The sequence below is a fragment of the uncultured Umboniibacter sp. genome (genome assembly GCF_947497555.1).
In the GTDB taxonomy this organism is placed as follows: domain Bacteria; phylum Pseudomonadota; class Gammaproteobacteria; order Pseudomonadales; family DSM-25080; genus Umboniibacter.
Map to the genome: position 1 here is coordinate 101,739 of NZ_CANMGY010000005.1, position 16,791 is coordinate 118,529.

The 16,791-nt window shown below is 48.8% G+C and carries 14 protein-coding genes and 3 tRNA genes; 5 read left to right on the forward strand and 12 right to left on the reverse strand.

Annotated elements, in window-relative coordinates; translation table 11 throughout:
* Positions 1-68: 68 nt before the first annotated feature.
* Positions 69-2,045 carry an excinuclease ABC subunit UvrB gene (gene uvrB, locus Q0698_RS07555; protein ID WP_298635355.1) on the reverse strand — a complete coding sequence of 659 codons (1,977 nt, stop codon included), beginning with the start codon at positions 2,043-2,045 and terminating at the stop codon, positions 69-71.
* 160 nt (positions 2,046-2,205) lie between these two features.
* On the opposite strand from uvrB, the gene Q0698_RS07560 reads away from it, so the two are divergent.
* The 3 genes from Q0698_RS07560 (at position 2,206) to Q0698_RS07570 (ending at position 2,492) form a co-directional block, all read left to right on the forward strand.
* Positions 2,206-2,281 (forward strand) — tRNA-Asn (locus tag Q0698_RS07560).
* Positions 2,282-2,299: 18 nt separating this feature from the next.
* Positions 2,300-2,375: transfer RNA gene (locus Q0698_RS07565), tRNA-Asn, on the forward strand.
* Positions 2,376-2,416: 41 nt separating this feature from the next.
* Positions 2,417-2,492, forward strand: a tRNA-Asn gene (locus tag Q0698_RS07570).
* A gap of 18 nt (positions 2,493-2,510) precedes the next feature.
* Here the strand turns inward: Q0698_RS07570 and Q0698_RS07575 are convergent.
* The 11 genes from Q0698_RS07575 to gyrA form a co-directional block, all read right to left on the reverse strand.
* On the reverse strand, positions 2,511-2,813 hold the full coding sequence (locus tag Q0698_RS07575) for a helix-hairpin-helix domain-containing protein (protein ID WP_298635358.1): 303 nt from the start codon (positions 2,811-2,813) through the stop codon (positions 2,511-2,513).
* A 67-nt stretch (positions 2,814-2,880) separates the two neighbouring features.
* Positions 2,881-3,630, reverse strand: coding sequence for an orotidine-5'-phosphate decarboxylase (pyrF, locus tag Q0698_RS07580; RefSeq protein WP_298635360.1), 750 nt, complete (start codon positions 3,628-3,630; stop codon positions 2,881-2,883).
* Positions 3,585-4,778 carry a hypothetical protein gene (locus Q0698_RS07585; RefSeq protein ID WP_298635362.1) on the reverse strand — a complete coding sequence of 398 codons (1,194 nt, stop codon included), beginning with the start codon at positions 4,776-4,778 and terminating at the stop codon, positions 3,585-3,587. The genes pyrF and Q0698_RS07585 overlap by 46 nt, the downstream gene beginning before the upstream one ends.
* Complete coding sequence (locus Q0698_RS07590) at positions 4,779-5,072, reverse strand: lipopolysaccharide assembly protein LapA domain-containing protein (protein WP_298635364.1); 294 nt, start codon at positions 5,070-5,072, stop codon at positions 4,779-4,781.
* A gap of 78 nt (positions 5,073-5,150) precedes the next feature.
* Positions 5,151-5,456, reverse strand: a complete 306-nt coding sequence (gene ihfB / locus Q0698_RS07595; protein WP_298635366.1) for an integration host factor subunit beta — start codon at positions 5,454-5,456, stop codon at positions 5,151-5,153.
* 66 nt (positions 5,457-5,522) lie between these two features.
* Positions 5,523-7,202, reverse strand: coding sequence for a 30S ribosomal protein S1 (gene rpsA / locus Q0698_RS07600; protein WP_298635368.1), 1,680 nt, complete (start codon positions 7,200-7,202; stop codon positions 5,523-5,525).
* 127 nt (positions 7,203-7,329) lie between these two features.
* Positions 7,330-8,004, reverse strand: a complete 675-nt coding sequence (cmk, locus tag Q0698_RS07605; RefSeq protein ID WP_298635371.1) for a (d)CMP kinase — start codon at positions 8,002-8,004, stop codon at positions 7,330-7,332.
* Complete coding sequence (locus Q0698_RS07610; RefSeq protein ID WP_298635373.1) at positions 7,997-10,207, reverse strand: bifunctional prephenate dehydrogenase/3-phosphoshikimate 1-carboxyvinyltransferase; 2,211 nt, start codon at positions 10,205-10,207, stop codon at positions 7,997-7,999. Before Q0698_RS07610 ends, cmk begins: the two co-directional genes overlap by 8 nt.
* Positions 10,204-11,298, reverse strand: coding sequence for a prephenate dehydratase (gene pheA, locus Q0698_RS07615; RefSeq protein WP_298635375.1), 1,095 nt, complete (start codon positions 11,296-11,298; stop codon positions 10,204-10,206). Before pheA ends, Q0698_RS07610 begins: the two co-directional genes overlap by 4 nt.
* 5 nt (positions 11,299-11,303) lie before the next feature.
* On the reverse strand, positions 11,304-12,377 hold the full coding sequence (serC, locus tag Q0698_RS07620) for a 3-phosphoserine/phosphohydroxythreonine transaminase (RefSeq protein ID WP_366140304.1): 1,074 nt from the start codon (positions 12,375-12,377) through the stop codon (positions 11,304-11,306).
* A 23-nt stretch (positions 12,378-12,400) separates the two neighbouring features.
* Positions 12,401-15,055, reverse strand: coding sequence for a DNA gyrase subunit A (gene gyrA / locus Q0698_RS07625; protein ID WP_298635377.1), 2,655 nt, complete (start codon positions 15,053-15,055; stop codon positions 12,401-12,403).
* A 256-nt stretch (positions 15,056-15,311) separates the two neighbouring features.
* Here gyrA and ubiG point away from each other — a divergent pair, with 256 nt between their 5' ends.
* Both ubiG and Q0698_RS07635 read left to right on the forward strand, forming a co-directional pair.
* The gene (gene ubiG, locus Q0698_RS07630; protein ID WP_298635551.1) at positions 15,312-16,013 is read left to right on the forward strand and encodes a bifunctional 2-polyprenyl-6-hydroxyphenol methylase/3-demethylubiquinol 3-O-methyltransferase UbiG; all 702 of its coding nucleotides are present in this window, start codon (positions 15,312-15,314) and stop codon (positions 16,011-16,013) included.
* The gene (locus Q0698_RS07635) at positions 16,013-16,762 is read left to right on the forward strand and encodes a YciK family oxidoreductase (protein WP_298635379.1); all 750 of its coding nucleotides are present in this window, start codon (positions 16,013-16,015) and stop codon (positions 16,760-16,762) included. Before ubiG ends, Q0698_RS07635 begins: the two co-directional genes overlap by 1 nt.
* Positions 16,763-16,791: the final 29 nt, after the last annotated feature.

Sequence of the window (16,791 nt, forward strand, 5' to 3'; positions counted from 1 at the left end):
CAGGTGGGCATTATATTGAGCGCCAATGTAGATGCAAGAACTTTTTGAGAAAATAGCAACAATAACAGCTACTTAAATAACTTATCACGCATTGCACTTAATTCATCACGTAACCGAGCTGCCTTTTCGAACTCAAGATCCTGTGCTGCCTGCAACATCGCCTTCTCGACTTCAGCAAGACTCTTTTCGGTGACAATTTCCTGAGTATTATCAACCTTAACGCGGCGCTTAGATTTACCAGGGATCGTACCTGCCTCAAGAATATCTTCTACAGACTTCTTCACTCCAACTGGAGTAATACCATGCGCTTCGTTATAGGCAATTTGCTTAGCCCTTCTGCGCTCCGTTTCATCGATTGCTCGCTTCATCGAGCCGGTGATTTTGTCCGCGTAAAGGATTGCCTTACCGTTAACATTACGAGCGGCTCGACCAATAGTCTGAATTAGCGAACGATCGGAACGAAGAAACCCCTCTTTGTCCGCGTCCAAAATCGTGACGAGCGATACCTCCGGCATATCCAAGCCTTCTCGGAGTAAATTGATACCTACTAGTACATCGAACTCACCAATCCGGAGATCGCGAATGATCTCTACCCGTTCTACGGTGTCGATGTCAGAGTGCAAATAGCGAACTTTAACCCCTGCATCAGACAGATAGTCCGTTAAATCTTCCGCCATACGCTTGGTTAACACCGTAACCAAAACCCTCTCACTAACCCCTACGCGAATATGGATCTCCGATAGCAAGTCATCCACCTGTGTTGTCGCGGGCCTCACCTCAAGCTCTGGGTCAATCAAGCCCGTTGGACGTACCACCATTTCCGCGATGTTATCCTCGTGCTCTGCCTCATAGGTTGAGGGCGTTGCGGAGATAAACAACATCTGTGGCGCTAGGGCTTCCCATTCTTCAAACTTTAGCGGTCGATTATCCATTGCCGAAGGTAAGCGAAAACCGTATTCAACCAAGTTTTCCTTTCGACTTCTATCGCCCTTATACATTGCCCCGATCTGCGGCACACTAACGTGCGATTCATCAATAAACAGCAAGGCATCGTCCGGCAAATAGTCAAAGAGTGTTGGCGGCGCAGCACCGGGTGGTCGACCGGATAGATAGCGAGAATAATTCTCAACCCCCGAGCAATAACCCAGTTCGTTCAACATTTCTAAATCATACTTAGTACGCTGTTCTAAGCGCTGAGCCTCAACGAGGCGATCATGCTCGCGCAGATAGGCTAAACGGTCCACTAGCTCCGCCTTGATGTCATCTAGCACGCCTAAGACCGTTTCCCGGGGCGTTACATAGTGGGACTTGGGATACACCGTAGCGCGAGTCACACGTTGGCTTACCTTCCCTGTTAATGGGTCAAACCAACTAATTTGCTCAATCTCCTCGTCAAACAATTCAACACGCAGAGCTTGATGCTCTGAGTCCGCAGGGAAGATGTCTATGACGTCGCCGTTTACCCGAAAGGTAGAGCGCTGGAATACTTGGTCATTACGGGTGTACTGTAGCTCCGCTAAACGCCGGAGGATCTCACGTTGATCAATTCTATCGCCCTTGCGAACAATGAGGACCATCTTCAGATAGGATTCGGGATTACCCAAACCATAAATAGCGCTTACGGTAGCCACCACTAGACAGTCTCTTCGCTCCATCAGCGATTTGGTAGCACTTAAGCGCATCTGTTCGATGTGTTCGTTGACTGAGGCGTCTTTTTCAATATAAGTATCTGACGCTGCCACGTAGGCCTCAGGTTGGTAGTAATCGTAGTATGAGACGAAGTACTCAACGGCGTTATTAGGGAAGAATTCCTTGAACTCACCGTAGAGCTGAGCCGCCAGAGTTTTGTTATGCGCCATAACAATGGTCGGACGATCAAGCTGAGCAACAATATTGGCCACCGAAAAGGTTTTACCTGAACCTGTTACCCCAAGTAAGGTCTGAGCACTTAAGCCATTATTAAAACCTTCAACCAAGGATTTAATCGCCGCAGGTTGATCACCGGCTGGCTGATATTTAGACACTAACTCGAACGATTTTGACATACCAAACACCTATAAGTAGAGCGAATAGTTTACTCAGCCATGAGCAGATTTCATAGCTCGGTGTTTTTTATAATAGATTCAACTAGTTAGCGTCTTTTTTTAAAAAATATGTTGACGAAAAAACTACCTGCGTTATGATACGCGCCGAATTGAAAGAGATTCCGCCTTAGCTCAGTTGGTAGAGCAACGGACTGTTAATCCGTGGGTCGCTGGTTCGAGCCCAGCAGGCGGAGCCAATTTCTTCAATTCATGATTCCGCCTTAGCTCAGTTGGTAGAGCAACGGACTGTTAATCCGTGGGTCGCTGGTTCGAGCCCAGCAGGCGGAGCCACTTTAAGTAATACCAGAAACACCGTAGTAAATTTTAGATATTCCGCCTTAGCTCAGTTGGTAGAGCAACGGACTGTTAATCCGTGGGTCGCTGGTTCGAGCCCAGCAGGCGGAGCCATCTAAGACCGCTACGTACTTAACTTGCCAGTTTAATTCTCTCCCTATTCTCCTCCAGTGTCTTTGGCCCGATCCCAACTACCTCTGAAAGTTGCTCTATGTGCTCGTAGGGACCAAATTCATCTCTATACTTAATAATTGCCCGTGCTTTCACTAGTCCAACGCCGACGAGCTTGGCGGCTATCTCTTCCGCACTGGCTTCATTAACGTTAACAATTAGTACTTCAGGCACACGCCCTTCTCCCTCCGCTTGCGCGACGGTGACTTGGCTCAAAGCTAGATTTAAAACTAAGAATAACGCGAAAGAAAATAAACGAATCATATTAATACTCCGATATAGGTTAGAAGTACGCAGCAAACTCACTACGTACCACTAAACTACCGAAGTATCAGTGAAGTGACGACTCCACTTCTGTGTTGATTTCATGAAGAACCTGTAGTGGATTATCGGCCTGAGTAATCGGCCGGCCGACAACCAGAAAATCGCTACCGTCCGTAATCGCCTTCGCCGGGGTAACAATGCGGTGTTGATCACCAGCGTCGGCTCCCGAAGGACGAATCCCTGGCGTAACCAACAAAAAGTCCGAACCTAACTCGGCTTTGAGACGCTTTGCTTCCTGAGCAGAACACACTACGCCATCTAGCCCCGCTTCCTTTGCAAGCTTTGCATAGTGAAGGACCCGTTCCTCGATAGCACCGGGTATATCTAGGTGATCAAGATCAGATTGCGCAGTACTAGTAAGAACCGTCACTGCAATCAACAACGGTCGTTTATCCAAATCCTTCAACGCATCGGCTGCAGCTTTCATCATTGCAAAACCACCGCTCGCGTGCACATTTACCATCCAAACGCCAAGTGTCGCAGAAGCGCTTACGGCACCCGCTACCGTATTAGGGATATCATGGTACTTAAGATCTAGAAAGACGTCGAAACCTCGGTCTACGAGCTTCTGGACCAATTGTGGGCCACAGTAGGTAAACAATTCTTTACCAACCTTAAGACGACAGCGTTGTGGATCCAACCGTTCTATCATTGCTAGTACATCTGTTTCATTCGTATAGTCTAACGCTATCACAACACGATTTTCATCGTTCACAACTTCACTCCTACATCGTAATTCGAAACAATGCTTTCCCATTCCTTGCAGCTTGGGCAATTCCAGTGCAACTGGTGCCCCTTAAAACCACAATTGGTGCATTTAAATAAACTGTGCTGCCCTATTCGCTCAGCAATAACTCTTTGCACGAGTGCTAGTTCAGATCCAAGCCCACTCGGCTCATGACGCAACACATCGAGATAGAGCTTCGTTGCAATGAGCGAAGCGGTAGTAGCCATCAGTTCAGTCAACTTAAGTTTTACTTCGGCATCCGCAGGTCCTTTTAGTGACACTAAGGTGCGTAGGTAAAACAGCTGAAACACTTCTGGTGCTCCCTCTTTAATGGCATTACTTAAATATTTTAAAAAGCCATTTAGATCTTGGTCTGAATAGTAAAGATCATTAGCATAGCTAAGATAGTGAGGAACGCGCGCTCGATCATGATCGATAACCTTCGCCAGTATTTTCTTTGCCTGACTAAATTTACCCTCTGCCTGCGCCAATTGAACTTCAACAAACCAACCCCTGGGGCAGTTAGCATCAGCTTCCCTCGCTAGTTTCAACCACTCTCGGGCGCTAGTGAAGTTACCGGATGAAATCGCGTCCTCTGCAATCTGTGCACACAGATGACTCTTCACTCTGCGTAGAGGTCGCGCTTTATTACTTAGGCTCAGACGACGTGAACTCAGCCTATCGATAAGCTGCACGCCAGCCTCCCACTCGTGTTCCGATAGATGAATACCCAGTAGCTTCTGCGCAGCTAAGTCGCGGTACTCATTCTTTTCTGAGACCAGCTCATCCAGAATACGTGCGGCACGATCAAATAGGCCGGACGATGAAAAGTCTAAGGCGAGCTCATACTTCGCACGAAATCGGTAGCTTGCATCAAGCCCGGGACGGGCCAAGAGGTTTTGATGAATGCGTATTGCACGGTCTGGCTGACCTTGGCGCCTTAAAAGCTGACCTAGGACAAAGTGTGTTTCTAGAGTCTGATCGTTCACCTCAAGCGCTTCGATGAATGAATCAACGGCACTATCGGGTTGTTCATCGATAAGATAGTTTAAACCGCGAAAATAATTACTTTGATCGTCGGTACTCTCATTCTCATTTCGAGCACCACGACCCATAACCCAACCAATGGCTACTGCGACAAATAGGACCGCTAGCAAAAGGAAGGATTGGATATCCATTTAGTGAGATGCCTCACTTTTCTTCTTTCGGTCAAGTTCACGCTGCAAACGCTTCACTTTGAAGTGATTACCGGTACCAGCAATACCCAGTAGCAGTAGACTAGCGCCTAAGCCACAGATAAATGCACCGATTAGGGCAACGCCTAGAGGTAGATCAACGGGCTGCTGCAATAGAGGAATAACAATTTCTACCGTGACTGCATTAAGCATAACAACGGCCGCGGCAAATATCGTAGCCGCAATGCAAACCACTATAACAAACCATTTTCGTAATGCTTTGAAGAAACGCTGCATAGTAAATCTCTTTTCTGAAAATAAAAAAGCGGTATGAAATGAATCATACCGCTTTTTTGGTCATCTGACACTAGCTAGTCACTGAATGATATTAACACGATCACGCATTTCCTTACCTGGCTTAAAGTGCGGGACAAATTTGCCCGACAAACTTACGGCCTCACCGGTCTTAGGATTACGCCCGACTCGAGGAGCACGGTAATGGAGCGAAAAGCTACCAAAGCCGCGAATTTCGATTCGGTCTCCCTCAGCAAGCATTTGAGACATCGTCTCAAGGATTGTCTTAACTGCCAACTCAACATCTTTAACGGACATTTGAGATTGGCGTTCTGCAATCCGCTCGATGAGCTCGGATTTTGTCATTGCCATTTCACTAACCCTCATTAGACGAAATACTTCGAATTCAGGGCGAGAGCGCTAGCATTGGGTGCCGAAGCACCCAAGTAGTCATTAGTCCTTGCTAGCCATCTGTGCCTTGATAAGGTCACCGATAGTTGCTGGAGCTAATGTATCGCTTCCGCTTGAGCGGTGCTCTTTGATTGCTGCTTTCTCGTCATCAACTTCTTTCGCTTTGATAGAGAGAGCGATAGCACGGTTCTTTCGATCGATGCTAACAATCTTAACTTCTAGAGACTCGCCTTCTTTAATAACGTTACGAGCGTCTTCTACTTTCTCGCGGCTTAGTTCAGATGCTTTTAGAACACCTTCAACGTCGTCAGCTAGCTTGATAGTAGCGGCTTTAGCGTCTACAGATACCACTTCACCTGTAACGATACTGCCTTTGTCGTTCTTAGTAGCGTACTCGCTAAACGGATCCGACTCAAGCTGCTTGATGCCTAAAGAAATACGCTCACGCTCAGGGTCGATAGCTAGAATCACAGATTCAATCTCGTCGCCCTTCTTGAAGCTACGTACTGCTTCTTCACCAGCTTCATGCCAAGAGATATCTGACAAGTGAACTAGACCGTCAATGTTGCCGTCTAGACCGATGAAGATACCGAAGTCAGTGATCGACTTGATCTTACCAGCAATCTTGTCGCCCTTAGCGAAACGAGAAGCAAATGCATCCCATGGGTTTTCTTGACACTGCTTGAGACCAAGCGAGATACGACGACGTTCTTCGTCGATATCAAGAACCATAACGTTAAGCTCGTCGCCTACGTTAACAACCTTAGATGGGTGAATGTTCTTGTTAGTCCAATCCATTTCAGAAACGTGGATAAGACCTTCAACGCCCTCTTCAAGCTCTGCGAAACAACCGTAGTCAGTTAGGTTAGTAACAACTGCTGTAGTACGCGCGCCTTCAGGGTAACGCTGAGTGATTGATACCCATGGATCTTCACCCAATTGCTTAAGGCCAAGAGAAACACGGTTACGCTCACGATCAAACTTAAGAACTTTAACGTCGATTTCGTCACCAACATTCACGATCTCGCTTGGGTGCTTAATGCGCTTCCAAGCCATATCGGTGATGTGTAGTAGACCGTCAACGCCGCCTAGATCAACGAAAGCACCGTAATCGGTAAGGTTCTTAACGATACCTTTAACAGCCATGCCTTCCTGAAGTGAAGCAAGTAGCTCTTCACGTTCTTCGCTGTTAGAACTTTCTAGCACAGCACGACGTGAAACAACAACGTTGTTACGCTTCTGATCAAGCTTAATTACTTTAAACTCAAGCTCTTTGCCTTCTAGGTGAGTCGTTTCGCGCACTGGGCGAACGTCTACCAAAGAACCAGGCAAGAAAGCACGGATAGAGTTTAGGTCAACAGTGAAACCACCTTTAACCTTGCCGTTAATAATACCTTTAACGACTTCATTTGCTTCGAAAGCAGCTTCAAGAGTGGTCCAAGCTTCTGCGCGCTTAGCCTTCTCACGTGATAGGCGGGTTTCACCCCAACCATCTTCTACTGCTTCCAACGCGACTTGAACTGATTCGCCAACAACAGCGGTGAATTCACCGGCTTCGTTTAGGAATTGGCTCTTTGGGATGACACCTTCTGACTTAAGGCCAGCGTGTACAGTTACCCAGTCGTTATCAATCGCAACGATTTCACCAGTGATAATTGAACCTGGTTCCATGTTGACTTCGTTCAAGCTCGCTTCAAAAAGCTCAGCGAAATTTTCGCTCATTCGTATACCTACGATAGTTGTACGGGCTGTTATTAGCCCTTCCTTGCACCTCGCTGCAAGGTCCGGTTAGTAAAAGTCATAGCGGCACTACGAGGGCACATGCTACAACTGAAATAAAACAGTTAAATTAACGAGAACCCACGAATTCAATGATTAAATCAACGACTTCTTTGATTGAAAGAGACGTTGAATCGATGGTCAATGCATCGGCGGCGGCCTTAAGCGGCGCAGTCGCTCGATTCATATCACGATCATCACGAATTCGGATATCCTCTAAAACGGCGGCAAGGCTAACATTAACGCCTTTATTTTTCAACTGTTTATAGCGCCTATCGGCACGCTCTTCCGCACTAGCGGTCAGGAAAATCTTATAGTGACTCTCGGGGAAAACCACCGTGCCCATATCTCGGCCGTCCGCCACTAAGCCAGGTGACTTAACGAAGTGGCGCTGATAGTCCAATAATGCTGCCCGCACCGCCTTTAGGGGTGCTACCACTGAGGCTTTTGCTCCCGTTGACTCCAGACGAACTTCATCAGTGATATTTTCACCTTCAAGCAGAACCTGAACCGGCTCTTCTGCGCTGCTCACCGCGAAATCAAGACGCATGGTTTGGGCAATAGCCGCCACAGCCGCTTCGTCCGTTGGACTAACACCGCGCTTTTCGGCTGCGATTGCCACTACACGGTACAGCGCACCACTATCTAAAAGGTGGTAACCCAGCGCCTGCGCTACCATCACCGCAGCGGTGCCCTTACCGGCACCACTAGGACCATCAATACATACTACGGGAAAATCAACCATGTTTTTCAATCTCTATTGCCTTCCCTACCGATGCACACAGCTCCACGAAGTTAGGAAAGGACGTTGCTACGTTTTCACAGTCGCGAATAACGATATCGTCGTTCGCACGAAGTGATGCCACCGAGAATGCCATCGCAATTCGATGATCATCGTGACTGACCACTTCACCACCGCCAATTGGACCACCGTGGATAATCATTCCGTCAGGGGTAGCTGTGGCATTCACGCCAAGTGCCTGGAGTCCGTCAGCCATAACTTGAATTCGGTCCGACTCTTTGACGCGAAGCTCTTCTGCGCCCGTTAAGACGGTTTTACCTTCAGCACACGCCGCGGCAATAAATAATACTGGGAACTCATCAATCGCCAACGGTACTTGATCCTCTGGGATATCAATGCCCTTCAGTGGCGCGTATTGGATATGTAAATCGGCGACTGGCTCACCACCCACGCTACGTTCATTCTCAACACTAATATTAGCACCCATTGCGCGCAGAATGTTGATCACGCCAATTCGCGTTGGGTTAACACCAACGTGACGAAGCCATAAATCTGAACCCGGGGTAATCGCGGCTGCCACCAGGAAGAAGGCCGAAGATGAAATATCGGCTGGTACATCAATATCACAGGCCGTCAAACGCCCACCGCCAACAAGGCTAATCGTGTCGCCATTAGTTTCTACCGGGTAACCGAAGCCACGCAACATACGTTCGGTGTGATCACGGGTTGGCGCTGGCTCCACAACGGTGGTGGTGCCATCGGCGTACAGCCCAGCAAGTAGCAAGGCGGACTTAACCTGAGCGCTAGCGATAGGTAGCTCATAATGTATTCCCTGTAAGCCCTGCACGGACTTTGCGATGCGTACCGGTGGCGTACCATCCTCGGCGGTGGAAATCGCGGCGCCCATCTCAGCGAGAGGTACGGTTACACGGCGCATCGGGCGCTTAGCCAACGATGAATCACCGGACATCTCCGTACTAAACTGTTGACCGGCCAGCAAGCCCGAAAGTAGGCGAATTGTGGTACCTGAGTTACCCACGTACAGCTCACTTGGCGGCGGAGATAGACCATCAATCCCTACCCCATGAATCACCACTTCACCCCGTTCAGGGCCTTCAATAACAACTCCCATATCACGGAATGCCTGCAGTGTAGCAAGCGCATCTTCGCCCTCGAGGAAACCACTCACATGGGTAACACCATCGGCTAACGCGCCAAGCATAATTGATCGGTGTGACATTGATTTGTCACCAGGAACGCGAATATCGCCAACGACGGCACCGCCTGCTTTTGCAATAAAATCCATTGAATCCACTTTATATTGTCTGTAACTACGTTGCTGCAACACTGCCCCGAAATGATCGCGAGCGACTTTCGAGCGAGTGAGTACACCCATTAATTTATTTGAATCACCCTCTGCAATCATAGCGCGTAATGCGCCAAAACCTTCAATTGCACTATCAAGTGCCTGAAGCAATGCGGTCTGATTGGTCTGAGCGATGTCATGCCACATGCGAGAATCACTAGCGGCGATACGCGTAAAATCGCGAAAGCCTCCAGCGGCATATTGAAATATCTTCCGATTTTGCGCATCACCAGCAAGCGTATCCACCAACGAAAACGCCAAGAAATGCGGCAGGTGACTCGTCGCGGCTAAGATTTGATCGTGCTCTTCCACTGTCATCACGGCGGATTTAGCACCAATTTGATGCCATAGCTTTCTAACGACAGATAAGGCTTCGTCGGTCGTATTGTCTACCGGAGTTAGAATGACACTTTGTTCTTCGAATAGTGTGGGCTCGGCATTGGCCACACCAGCCCGCTCTGAACCCGCGATAGGATGCCCTAACACCAGATTCTCACTACCCTGAACATCAGCGAAGAGATCGGCCAAATAGCCCTTAGTTGAGCAAATATCGGTAACAACAACACCGCGTTCGAGTAGCTTACAAATGAGCGAGGAATACTTCGCAACCGCTAGAACCGGAATAGCGATGATGAACACATCGCCTTTCACTAACTGCTTTGCAGCAAGATCCAGTGGACCTGAAATTAAACCAATCTGCTCAGCCTCGAGCAGTGACTCAGCATGATTATCAAAGCCAAAAACTCGATAACCGCGCTGGCTAAGCGCCGCTGCTAGCGACGCCCCCATCATCCCAAGACCGAGAACACCTACGGTAGGTAATGTAGGTTCTGAGCTCATAGCACCGCGATTGGGTAAGAGCCTAAAATACGAAGATCGCCCGAATTCGCCGCAATTGACTCAAGTACAGACTTTACCACCGCGTCTTCGCTGTGGCCGATGAAGTCAACGAAGAAAATATACGTCCACTTCGCATTGCGAGACGGTCGAGTTTCCACGCGAGTCAGATCAATACCATTCTCATAGAACGGGCGCAGCAAATCATGCAGCGCTCCGGGCTTGTTGCGCAGAGACACGACAATCGAAGTCTTATCGTTACCACTAGGAGCCACCGCTTCTGAACCAATAATTAGGAAGCGTGTCGTGTTATCTGGGTGGTCTTCAATCTTCTCTTCGATGGGTTGAAGATCGTAGAGCTCTTGAGCCATATCACCCGCAATAGCAGCTGAATGCCACTCGCTCTTAATTCGCTTCGCCGCCTCGGCATTCGAATTAACCGCTACCCGCTCGACGGTTGGATAATTAGCATCCAACCATTTTCGACACTGAGCGAAAGACTGAGCATGTGAATAAACACGCGAGATTTGCTTAATCTTGGTGGTGTCAGCAACCAATAAATGATGGTGAATACGAAGCTCGACCTCACCACAAATCCGCACTGACGACTCAATGAAGTTATCTAAGGTGTGATTAACAACACCTTCAGTGGAATTCTCCACCGGTACTACTCCATAGTTCACTGCACCCGCGGCAACTTCACGGAAAACCTCATCAATGGCTCCCATTGGCCTAGCCACGGCAGACTTACCGAAGTGTTTAATAGCCGCCTGCTGGGTGAAGGTGCCCTCTGGGCCCAAGAATGCCACACGAATAGGCTGTTCCAACGCTAGGCATGACGACATAATTTCGCGAAATAAACGCGCCAGCTCTTCATTAGAAAACGGGCCTGGATTGCGTTCCATCACCGAGCGAAGAACCTGAGCTTCGCGCTCTGGGCGATAAAACAGTGCAACCTCGTTATCGCTCGCCTTTGATTTAACTTCTGCCACTTTCTCGGCACACTTAGCGCGTTCGCTAATTAGCTCGATAAGCTGGCTATCAATCGCGTCAATATTCTCGCGAAGGCCTTTGAGTTCATTTTCCGTAGACATAATTTTTAACCGTAGCGACGTTCAAAGTCGCGCATGAATTCTGTTAGTGCATTAACGCCTGATAACGGCATCGCATTGTAAAGACTTGCACGCATTCCCCCCACTGAACGGTGGCCGGCAAGGCTCTTAAGGCCTGCAGCCTCCGATTCCGCAAGGAAGGTTGCATCGAGACGATCATCAGCCAGGATAAATGGCACATTCATTTTTGACCGATCCGAGAGCGCAACGGGATTACGATAGAAGCCAGAGTTATCAATACAATCATACAGACTAGCTGCTTTCTGATTATTAATCGCTTCCATGGCACTCACACCACCTTGCTCCTCCAACCACTTAAAAACTAAGTCTGCTAGATAGATACTATAGGTCGGTGGCGTATTAACCATCGAGTCAGCCGACAACATTTTGCTGTAATCGAAGACTGGAGAAGCCTGTTCTCTGGCCGTCTTGAGTAGTTCGCGCTTTACAATTACGACTACAACGCCCGCAGGTCCAATATTCTTCTGCGCACCTGCATAAATAAAGTCGAATTTGGAAGCATCGATAGTCTCACTGAGAATAGACGATGAAAAGTCGGCAATAAGCGGCACATCAACCTGAGGAATGAACGGACTTCGCACCCCACCAATGGTCTCATTCGGTGTGTAGTGAAGATAATCCGCATTCGCTGAAAGCTTATCCCAGCTAGCCTGAGGAGGCATGTAACTGAAGTTAGCCTCTTCACTTGAGGCCAAAACCTGAACATCACCGAAACGCTTCGCGGCCTCAATAGCCTTGATCGACCACTGACCCGAATTGACATAAGCGCCAACACCGTGAAGAAAATGACTAGGAATTAGTGAAAACTGAGCCGTTGCTCCACCCTGCATAAAGAGGATGTCATGTGACTCAGGAAGCTTCATCAGACGGCGAAGGCGAGCTTTAGCGCTTGCCAACACCGACATAAAAAGGTCGCCGCGATGGCTGACCTCCATAATTGAAACACCCGACGATTGGTAGTCGAGTAGCTCTGCCTGAGCCTGTTCGAGTACCGCTGTTGGCAGCGAGGCCGGCCCCGCACAAAAATTAAACGCCCTCACGATACCTCCGTCAGGCTAAAACATTAGTCAGAACTTACGTCTGATTCGTTCGACGATTCACCGTCAGCAGCTGGCGCATCAGAGTCACCCACTGGCGTAGTCGATACTGAGTCTTCAGCGTCTTCTTCCGGCGGTAGTTCCTCTTGAATCTGAGATTCATCGATGCGAGCCATTGAGACAAGATTCTCATCACCCTTAACTCGGATAACACGAACACCCTGAGTGTTACGGCCAGACTGAGAAATCTCATCAGTTCGGGTACGAATAAGCGTGCCCTGATCTGAAATCAACATAATCTCGTCACCAGACTTCACCTGAACCGCACCAACGACTGAACCGTTACGCTCACTGCAGGTCATGGCGATAACACCTTTACCACCGCGTCCCTTACAGGGGTATTCAGTCACTGCAGTTCGTTTACCATAACCATTCTCAGAAACAGTTAAAATGTAGCCGTTCTCTTCAGGAATAATCATCGAAAGCACCGAGTGTTCTTCTGGCAAACGAATACCACGAACACCTTTAGCGGTACGACCCATAGAACGAACGTCCGACTCACGGAAACGGACTGACTTCCCTTCACTGGAGAGCAGCATGACATCCTGAGCACCATCGGTAATGGCGGTGGAGACTAGCACATCATTTTCTACCAGATCGATGGCAATCAAACCGACGCTACGTTGACGTGAGAACGCCATTAGCGGTGTCTTTTTAACCGTACCATTCGCTGTCGCGAAGAAAATAAACTGATCTTCGGTATACTCTTCAACTGGCAACATGGAAGTCACGCGCTCACCTTCGTCAAGGTTGAGCAAGTTAACCATTGGGCGGCCACGTGCGCCACGGGACGCCAGTGGGATCTGGAACACTTTGAGCCAGTAAACTTTACCCAGGTTAGTGAAGAAGAGCATCATGGTATGCGTGTTTGCAATGGTCAAATGCTGAACGAAATCTTCATCCTTGACCGCTGTGGCACTTTTACCCATACCACCTCGACGCTGCGCTTGGTAGTCGCCTAAGGATTGCGTCTTTGCATAACCCTGGTGAGAGATCGTCACCACGCGCTCCTCTGGAGCGATAAGGTCTTCCACATTCAAATCATGTGTAGAGGCTTGAATCACTGAGCGTCTGTCATCACCGTACTCTTCGGTAATGGCTGTTAGCTCCTGCTGAATAACACCCATTAGCTCTTCTTTAGAACCTAGGATCTCAAGGAAGCGAGCAATCTGTGCCAACTTCTCTTTATATTCACCAATTAGCTTGTCATGTTCCATACCCGTTAAGCGGTGTAAACGAAGCTCTAGGATAGCCTGAGCTTGGACAGGAGATAGCTTATAACCCTTCTCGCTTAGGCCAAACTCTGGCGCTAAACCGTCTGGGCGTGAATCGGTCGTACCGGCGCTCGCAAGCATTGCATTAATAGCACTTGCATCCCAGTACTGTTCTAGCAACAACACCTTAGCTTCAGAAGGCGATGGTGAGTTACGAATCACCTTAATAATAGGGTCGATGTTCGCCAAAGCCACCGCATAACCTTCAAGGATATGACCTCGTTCTCGGGCTTTACGAAGCAAGTAAACCGTACGGCGAGTGACGACTTCTTGGCGGTGACGAATAAAGTGCGTCAGCATCTGATGAAGGTTTAAGGTCTGCGGTTGGCCGTCAGCCAATGCCACCATATTGATACCAAATACCGTTTCGAGCTGAGTTTGCTTAAACAGGTTATTCAGGACGATATCACCCTGCTCACCGCGCTTCAGTTCAATCACGATGCGCAAGCCGTCTTTATCCGACTCATCGCGCAGCTCAGAAATACCTTCGAGCTTTTTATCCTTCACCAGCTCCGCGATCTTTTCGATCAAGCGAGCTTTGTTAACCTGGTAAGGGATCTCGTTAACAACAATTGTGTCACGGCCCGTTTTATCGTTCGTTTCCACATCAGCCTGAGCACGGATTCGAATACGACCGCGGCCCGTTCGGTAAGCCTCAACGATGCCTGCACGGCCATTAATGATTGCCGCGGTTGGGAAATCAGGACCTGGAACAAACTCCATTAATTCTTCGATGGTAGCGTGAGGATTCTCAATAAGGTGCAAACAGGCGCCAACGACTTCCTTTAGGTTGTGGGGCGGAATATTGGTCGCCATGCCCACCGCGATACCGGAGGCGCCATTAACCAGCAAGTTAGGAATACGAGTTGGCAGTACAGCGGGAATATGCTCTGTGCCGTCGTAGTTAGGCACGAAATCAACTGTCTCTTTATCCAAATCAGCCAGCAGCTCATGTGCCACCTTAGCCATTCGAACTTCGGTGTAACGCATTGCAGCAGCATTATCACCATCAATCGAACCAAAGTTACCCTGACCATCAACGAGCGGATAGCGAAGCGAAAAAGGCTGAGCCATTCGAACAATTGTGTCGTAAACAGCAGAGTCACCGTGAGGGTGATACTTACCGATAACGTCACCGACAACACGTGCCGACTTTTTGTACGGCTTGTTGAAGTCATTTTTTAGTTCGCTCATCGCGAACAAAACGCGACGATGAACTGGCTTCATTCCATCGCGAACGTCAGGCAATGCACGCCCGACAATGACACTCATTGCGTAATCGAGGTAACTTTGTTTCAGTTCATCCTCAATGTTAATTGGCAGTACTTCTTGTGCTAACTCACCCATCTGATAAGAGTTTCCTTATTGTGGTTGAATACGTGGCTTTGAACGCCCGTCATTATTTGAATATAGGGCTGACGCTGCAACGCTTAGAATATGAATTTTAGTGTACCATAACTCATTCTTTTTCATACCCTTTTTCAGGGTAATTGGCACGTCAATGTAAGGTCTATCGTTTTGGAGCTGATGCTAGGCAAATAAAGGTGTAGACTGTGCCTAAAACTGACATTAACAAGAGGAAAGACGCGTGGAAAAAACACCGCTGAATGTCGACCCTAGTGAAATTGCAAAATTTGAACAACTTGCTCACAAATGGTGGGACCCGAATAGCGAATTCAAGCCGTTACACCAAATTAATCCCTTGCGTGCCAATTATATCGATGAGCGCACTCGCCTCCCAGGCAAGCGCCATTTAGATGTAGGTTGCGGCGGCGGTTTACTTACGGAGGCCTGCGTTCAGCGCGGCAGCGTGAGCATGGGCATTGATATGGGTGAAGCACCGCTTAGTGTTGCTAAATTACATGCCCTCGAAACTGGCCTAGAGATAGACTACCGCCAAGTACCCGTTGAAGAGCTAGCCGAGGAAATGCCAGCAAGTTTCGACGTCGTCACTTGCATGGAGATGCTTGAGCATGTCCCCGACCCCGCCTCGATTGTGCGCGCCTGCGCCAAACTGGTAAAGCCAGGAGGACACGTGTTTTTCTCAACCCTTAACCGCAACCCTAAGTCGTATATGTTCGCCATCGTCGGTGCAGAATACGTCCTGCAGATGCTCCCTAAAGGCACCCACGAATACAGTAAGTTCATCAAACCGTCTGAGCTTGCGAGCGCCCTTCGCGATGCGAAACTAACGCTCATTGACAGCACGGGCCTAACCTACAACCCGTTTACTAAGCAGTACAAGCTCAATCCAAATGATCTTGATGTAAACTACATGTTCCATACCAAGCGACCAGAATCCTAATGACAAAACTCGATCCAAACTATCAGCCCGGCGAAGACTGCCTGAAGAATCGTGTAATCTTAGTTACCGGCGCCGGCGACGGCATCGGGAAATCCTTGAGCCTGACTGCCGCCAAGCACGGAGCAACGGTGTTATTGCTGGGTAGAACCACCGCCAAGCTTGAGCAGATCTATGACGAGATTTGCGCACTTGGCGCCCCCGAGCCTGCCATCTTAGCCTTCGATTTAAGCGGCGCCCAAGAGGATGACTACAACACCCTTGCCGCATCCATCGAGGCCGAGTATGGTCGGCTAGACGGCCTTGTTCACAATGCCTCGCTACTCGGTCGTCGATCGCCTATTACCAACTATCCTGCGGAAACCTGGCAACGGGTGATGCAGGTGAACGTTAATTCGACCTTCTTGCTCAGTAAAGCCATGCTGCCGCTACTTGAAATCCCAGCGCATAGCTCGCTAATCTTCACCTCCTCCAGTGTCGGCCGAACAGCCCGCGCTCACTGGGGAGCCTATGGTGTTTCAAAATTCGCGACGGAGGGTTTGGCGCTCACGTTAGCGGATGAACTCGACGGCATCTCCAATGTTCGCTGTAATACTTTCAATCCGGGTGCTACCCGCACCGCCATGCGCGCAGGCGCCTACCCTGCTGAGAATCCAGCATCGGTGAAAAGTCCAGAGGAACTCATGCCCTGGTATCTGTTTCTTCTTAGCGACGATAGCATTGGCGTGTCAGGTGAACAGTTGAGTTACTGAGCACTCAACGGCTAACTTTAAGACACAAA

Excerpts from the sequence above, each read along its gene's own strand:
- pheA (WP_298635375.1), bottom strand. The coding sequence starts at position 11,298 with ATGTCTACGGAAAATGAACTCAAAGGCCTTCGCGAGAATATTGACGCG.
- Q0698_RS07635 (WP_298635379.1), top strand. The coding sequence starts at position 16,013 with ATGACAAAACTCGATCCAAACTATCAGCCCGGCGAAGACTGCCTGAAG.
- rpsA (WP_298635368.1), bottom strand. The coding sequence starts at position 7,202 with ATGAGCGAAAATTTCGCTGAGCTTTTTGAAGCGAGCTTGAACGAAGTC.
- ihfB (WP_298635366.1), bottom strand. The coding sequence starts at position 5,456 with ATGAGGGTTAGTGAAATGGCAATGACAAAATCCGAGCTCATCGAGCGG.
- gyrA (WP_298635377.1), bottom strand. The coding sequence starts at position 15,055 with ATGGGTGAGTTAGCACAAGAAGTACTGCCAATTAACATTGAGGATGAA.
- uvrB (WP_298635355.1), bottom strand. The coding sequence starts at position 2,045 with ATGTCAAAATCGTTCGAGTTAGTGTCTAAATATCAGCCAGCCGGTGAT.
- pyrF (WP_298635360.1), bottom strand. The coding sequence starts at position 3,630 with ATGGGAAAGCATTGTTTCGAATTACGATGTAGGAGTGAAGTTGTGAAC.
- cmk (WP_298635371.1), bottom strand. The coding sequence starts at position 8,004 with ATGGTTGATTTTCCCGTAGTATGTATTGATGGTCCTAGTGGTGCCGGT.
- Q0698_RS07585 (WP_298635362.1), bottom strand. The coding sequence starts at position 4,778 with ATGGATATCCAATCCTTCCTTTTGCTAGCGGTCCTATTTGTCGCAGTA.
- Q0698_RS07575 (WP_298635358.1), bottom strand. The coding sequence starts at position 2,813 with ATGATTCGTTTATTTTCTTTCGCGTTATTCTTAGTTTTAAATCTAGCT.
- Q0698_RS07610 (WP_298635373.1), bottom strand. The coding sequence starts at position 10,207 with ATGAGCTCAGAACCTACATTACCTACCGTAGGTGTTCTCGGTCTTGGG.
- Q0698_RS07590 (WP_298635364.1), bottom strand. The coding sequence starts at position 5,072 with ATGCAGCGTTTCTTCAAAGCATTACGAAAATGGTTTGTTATAGTGGTT.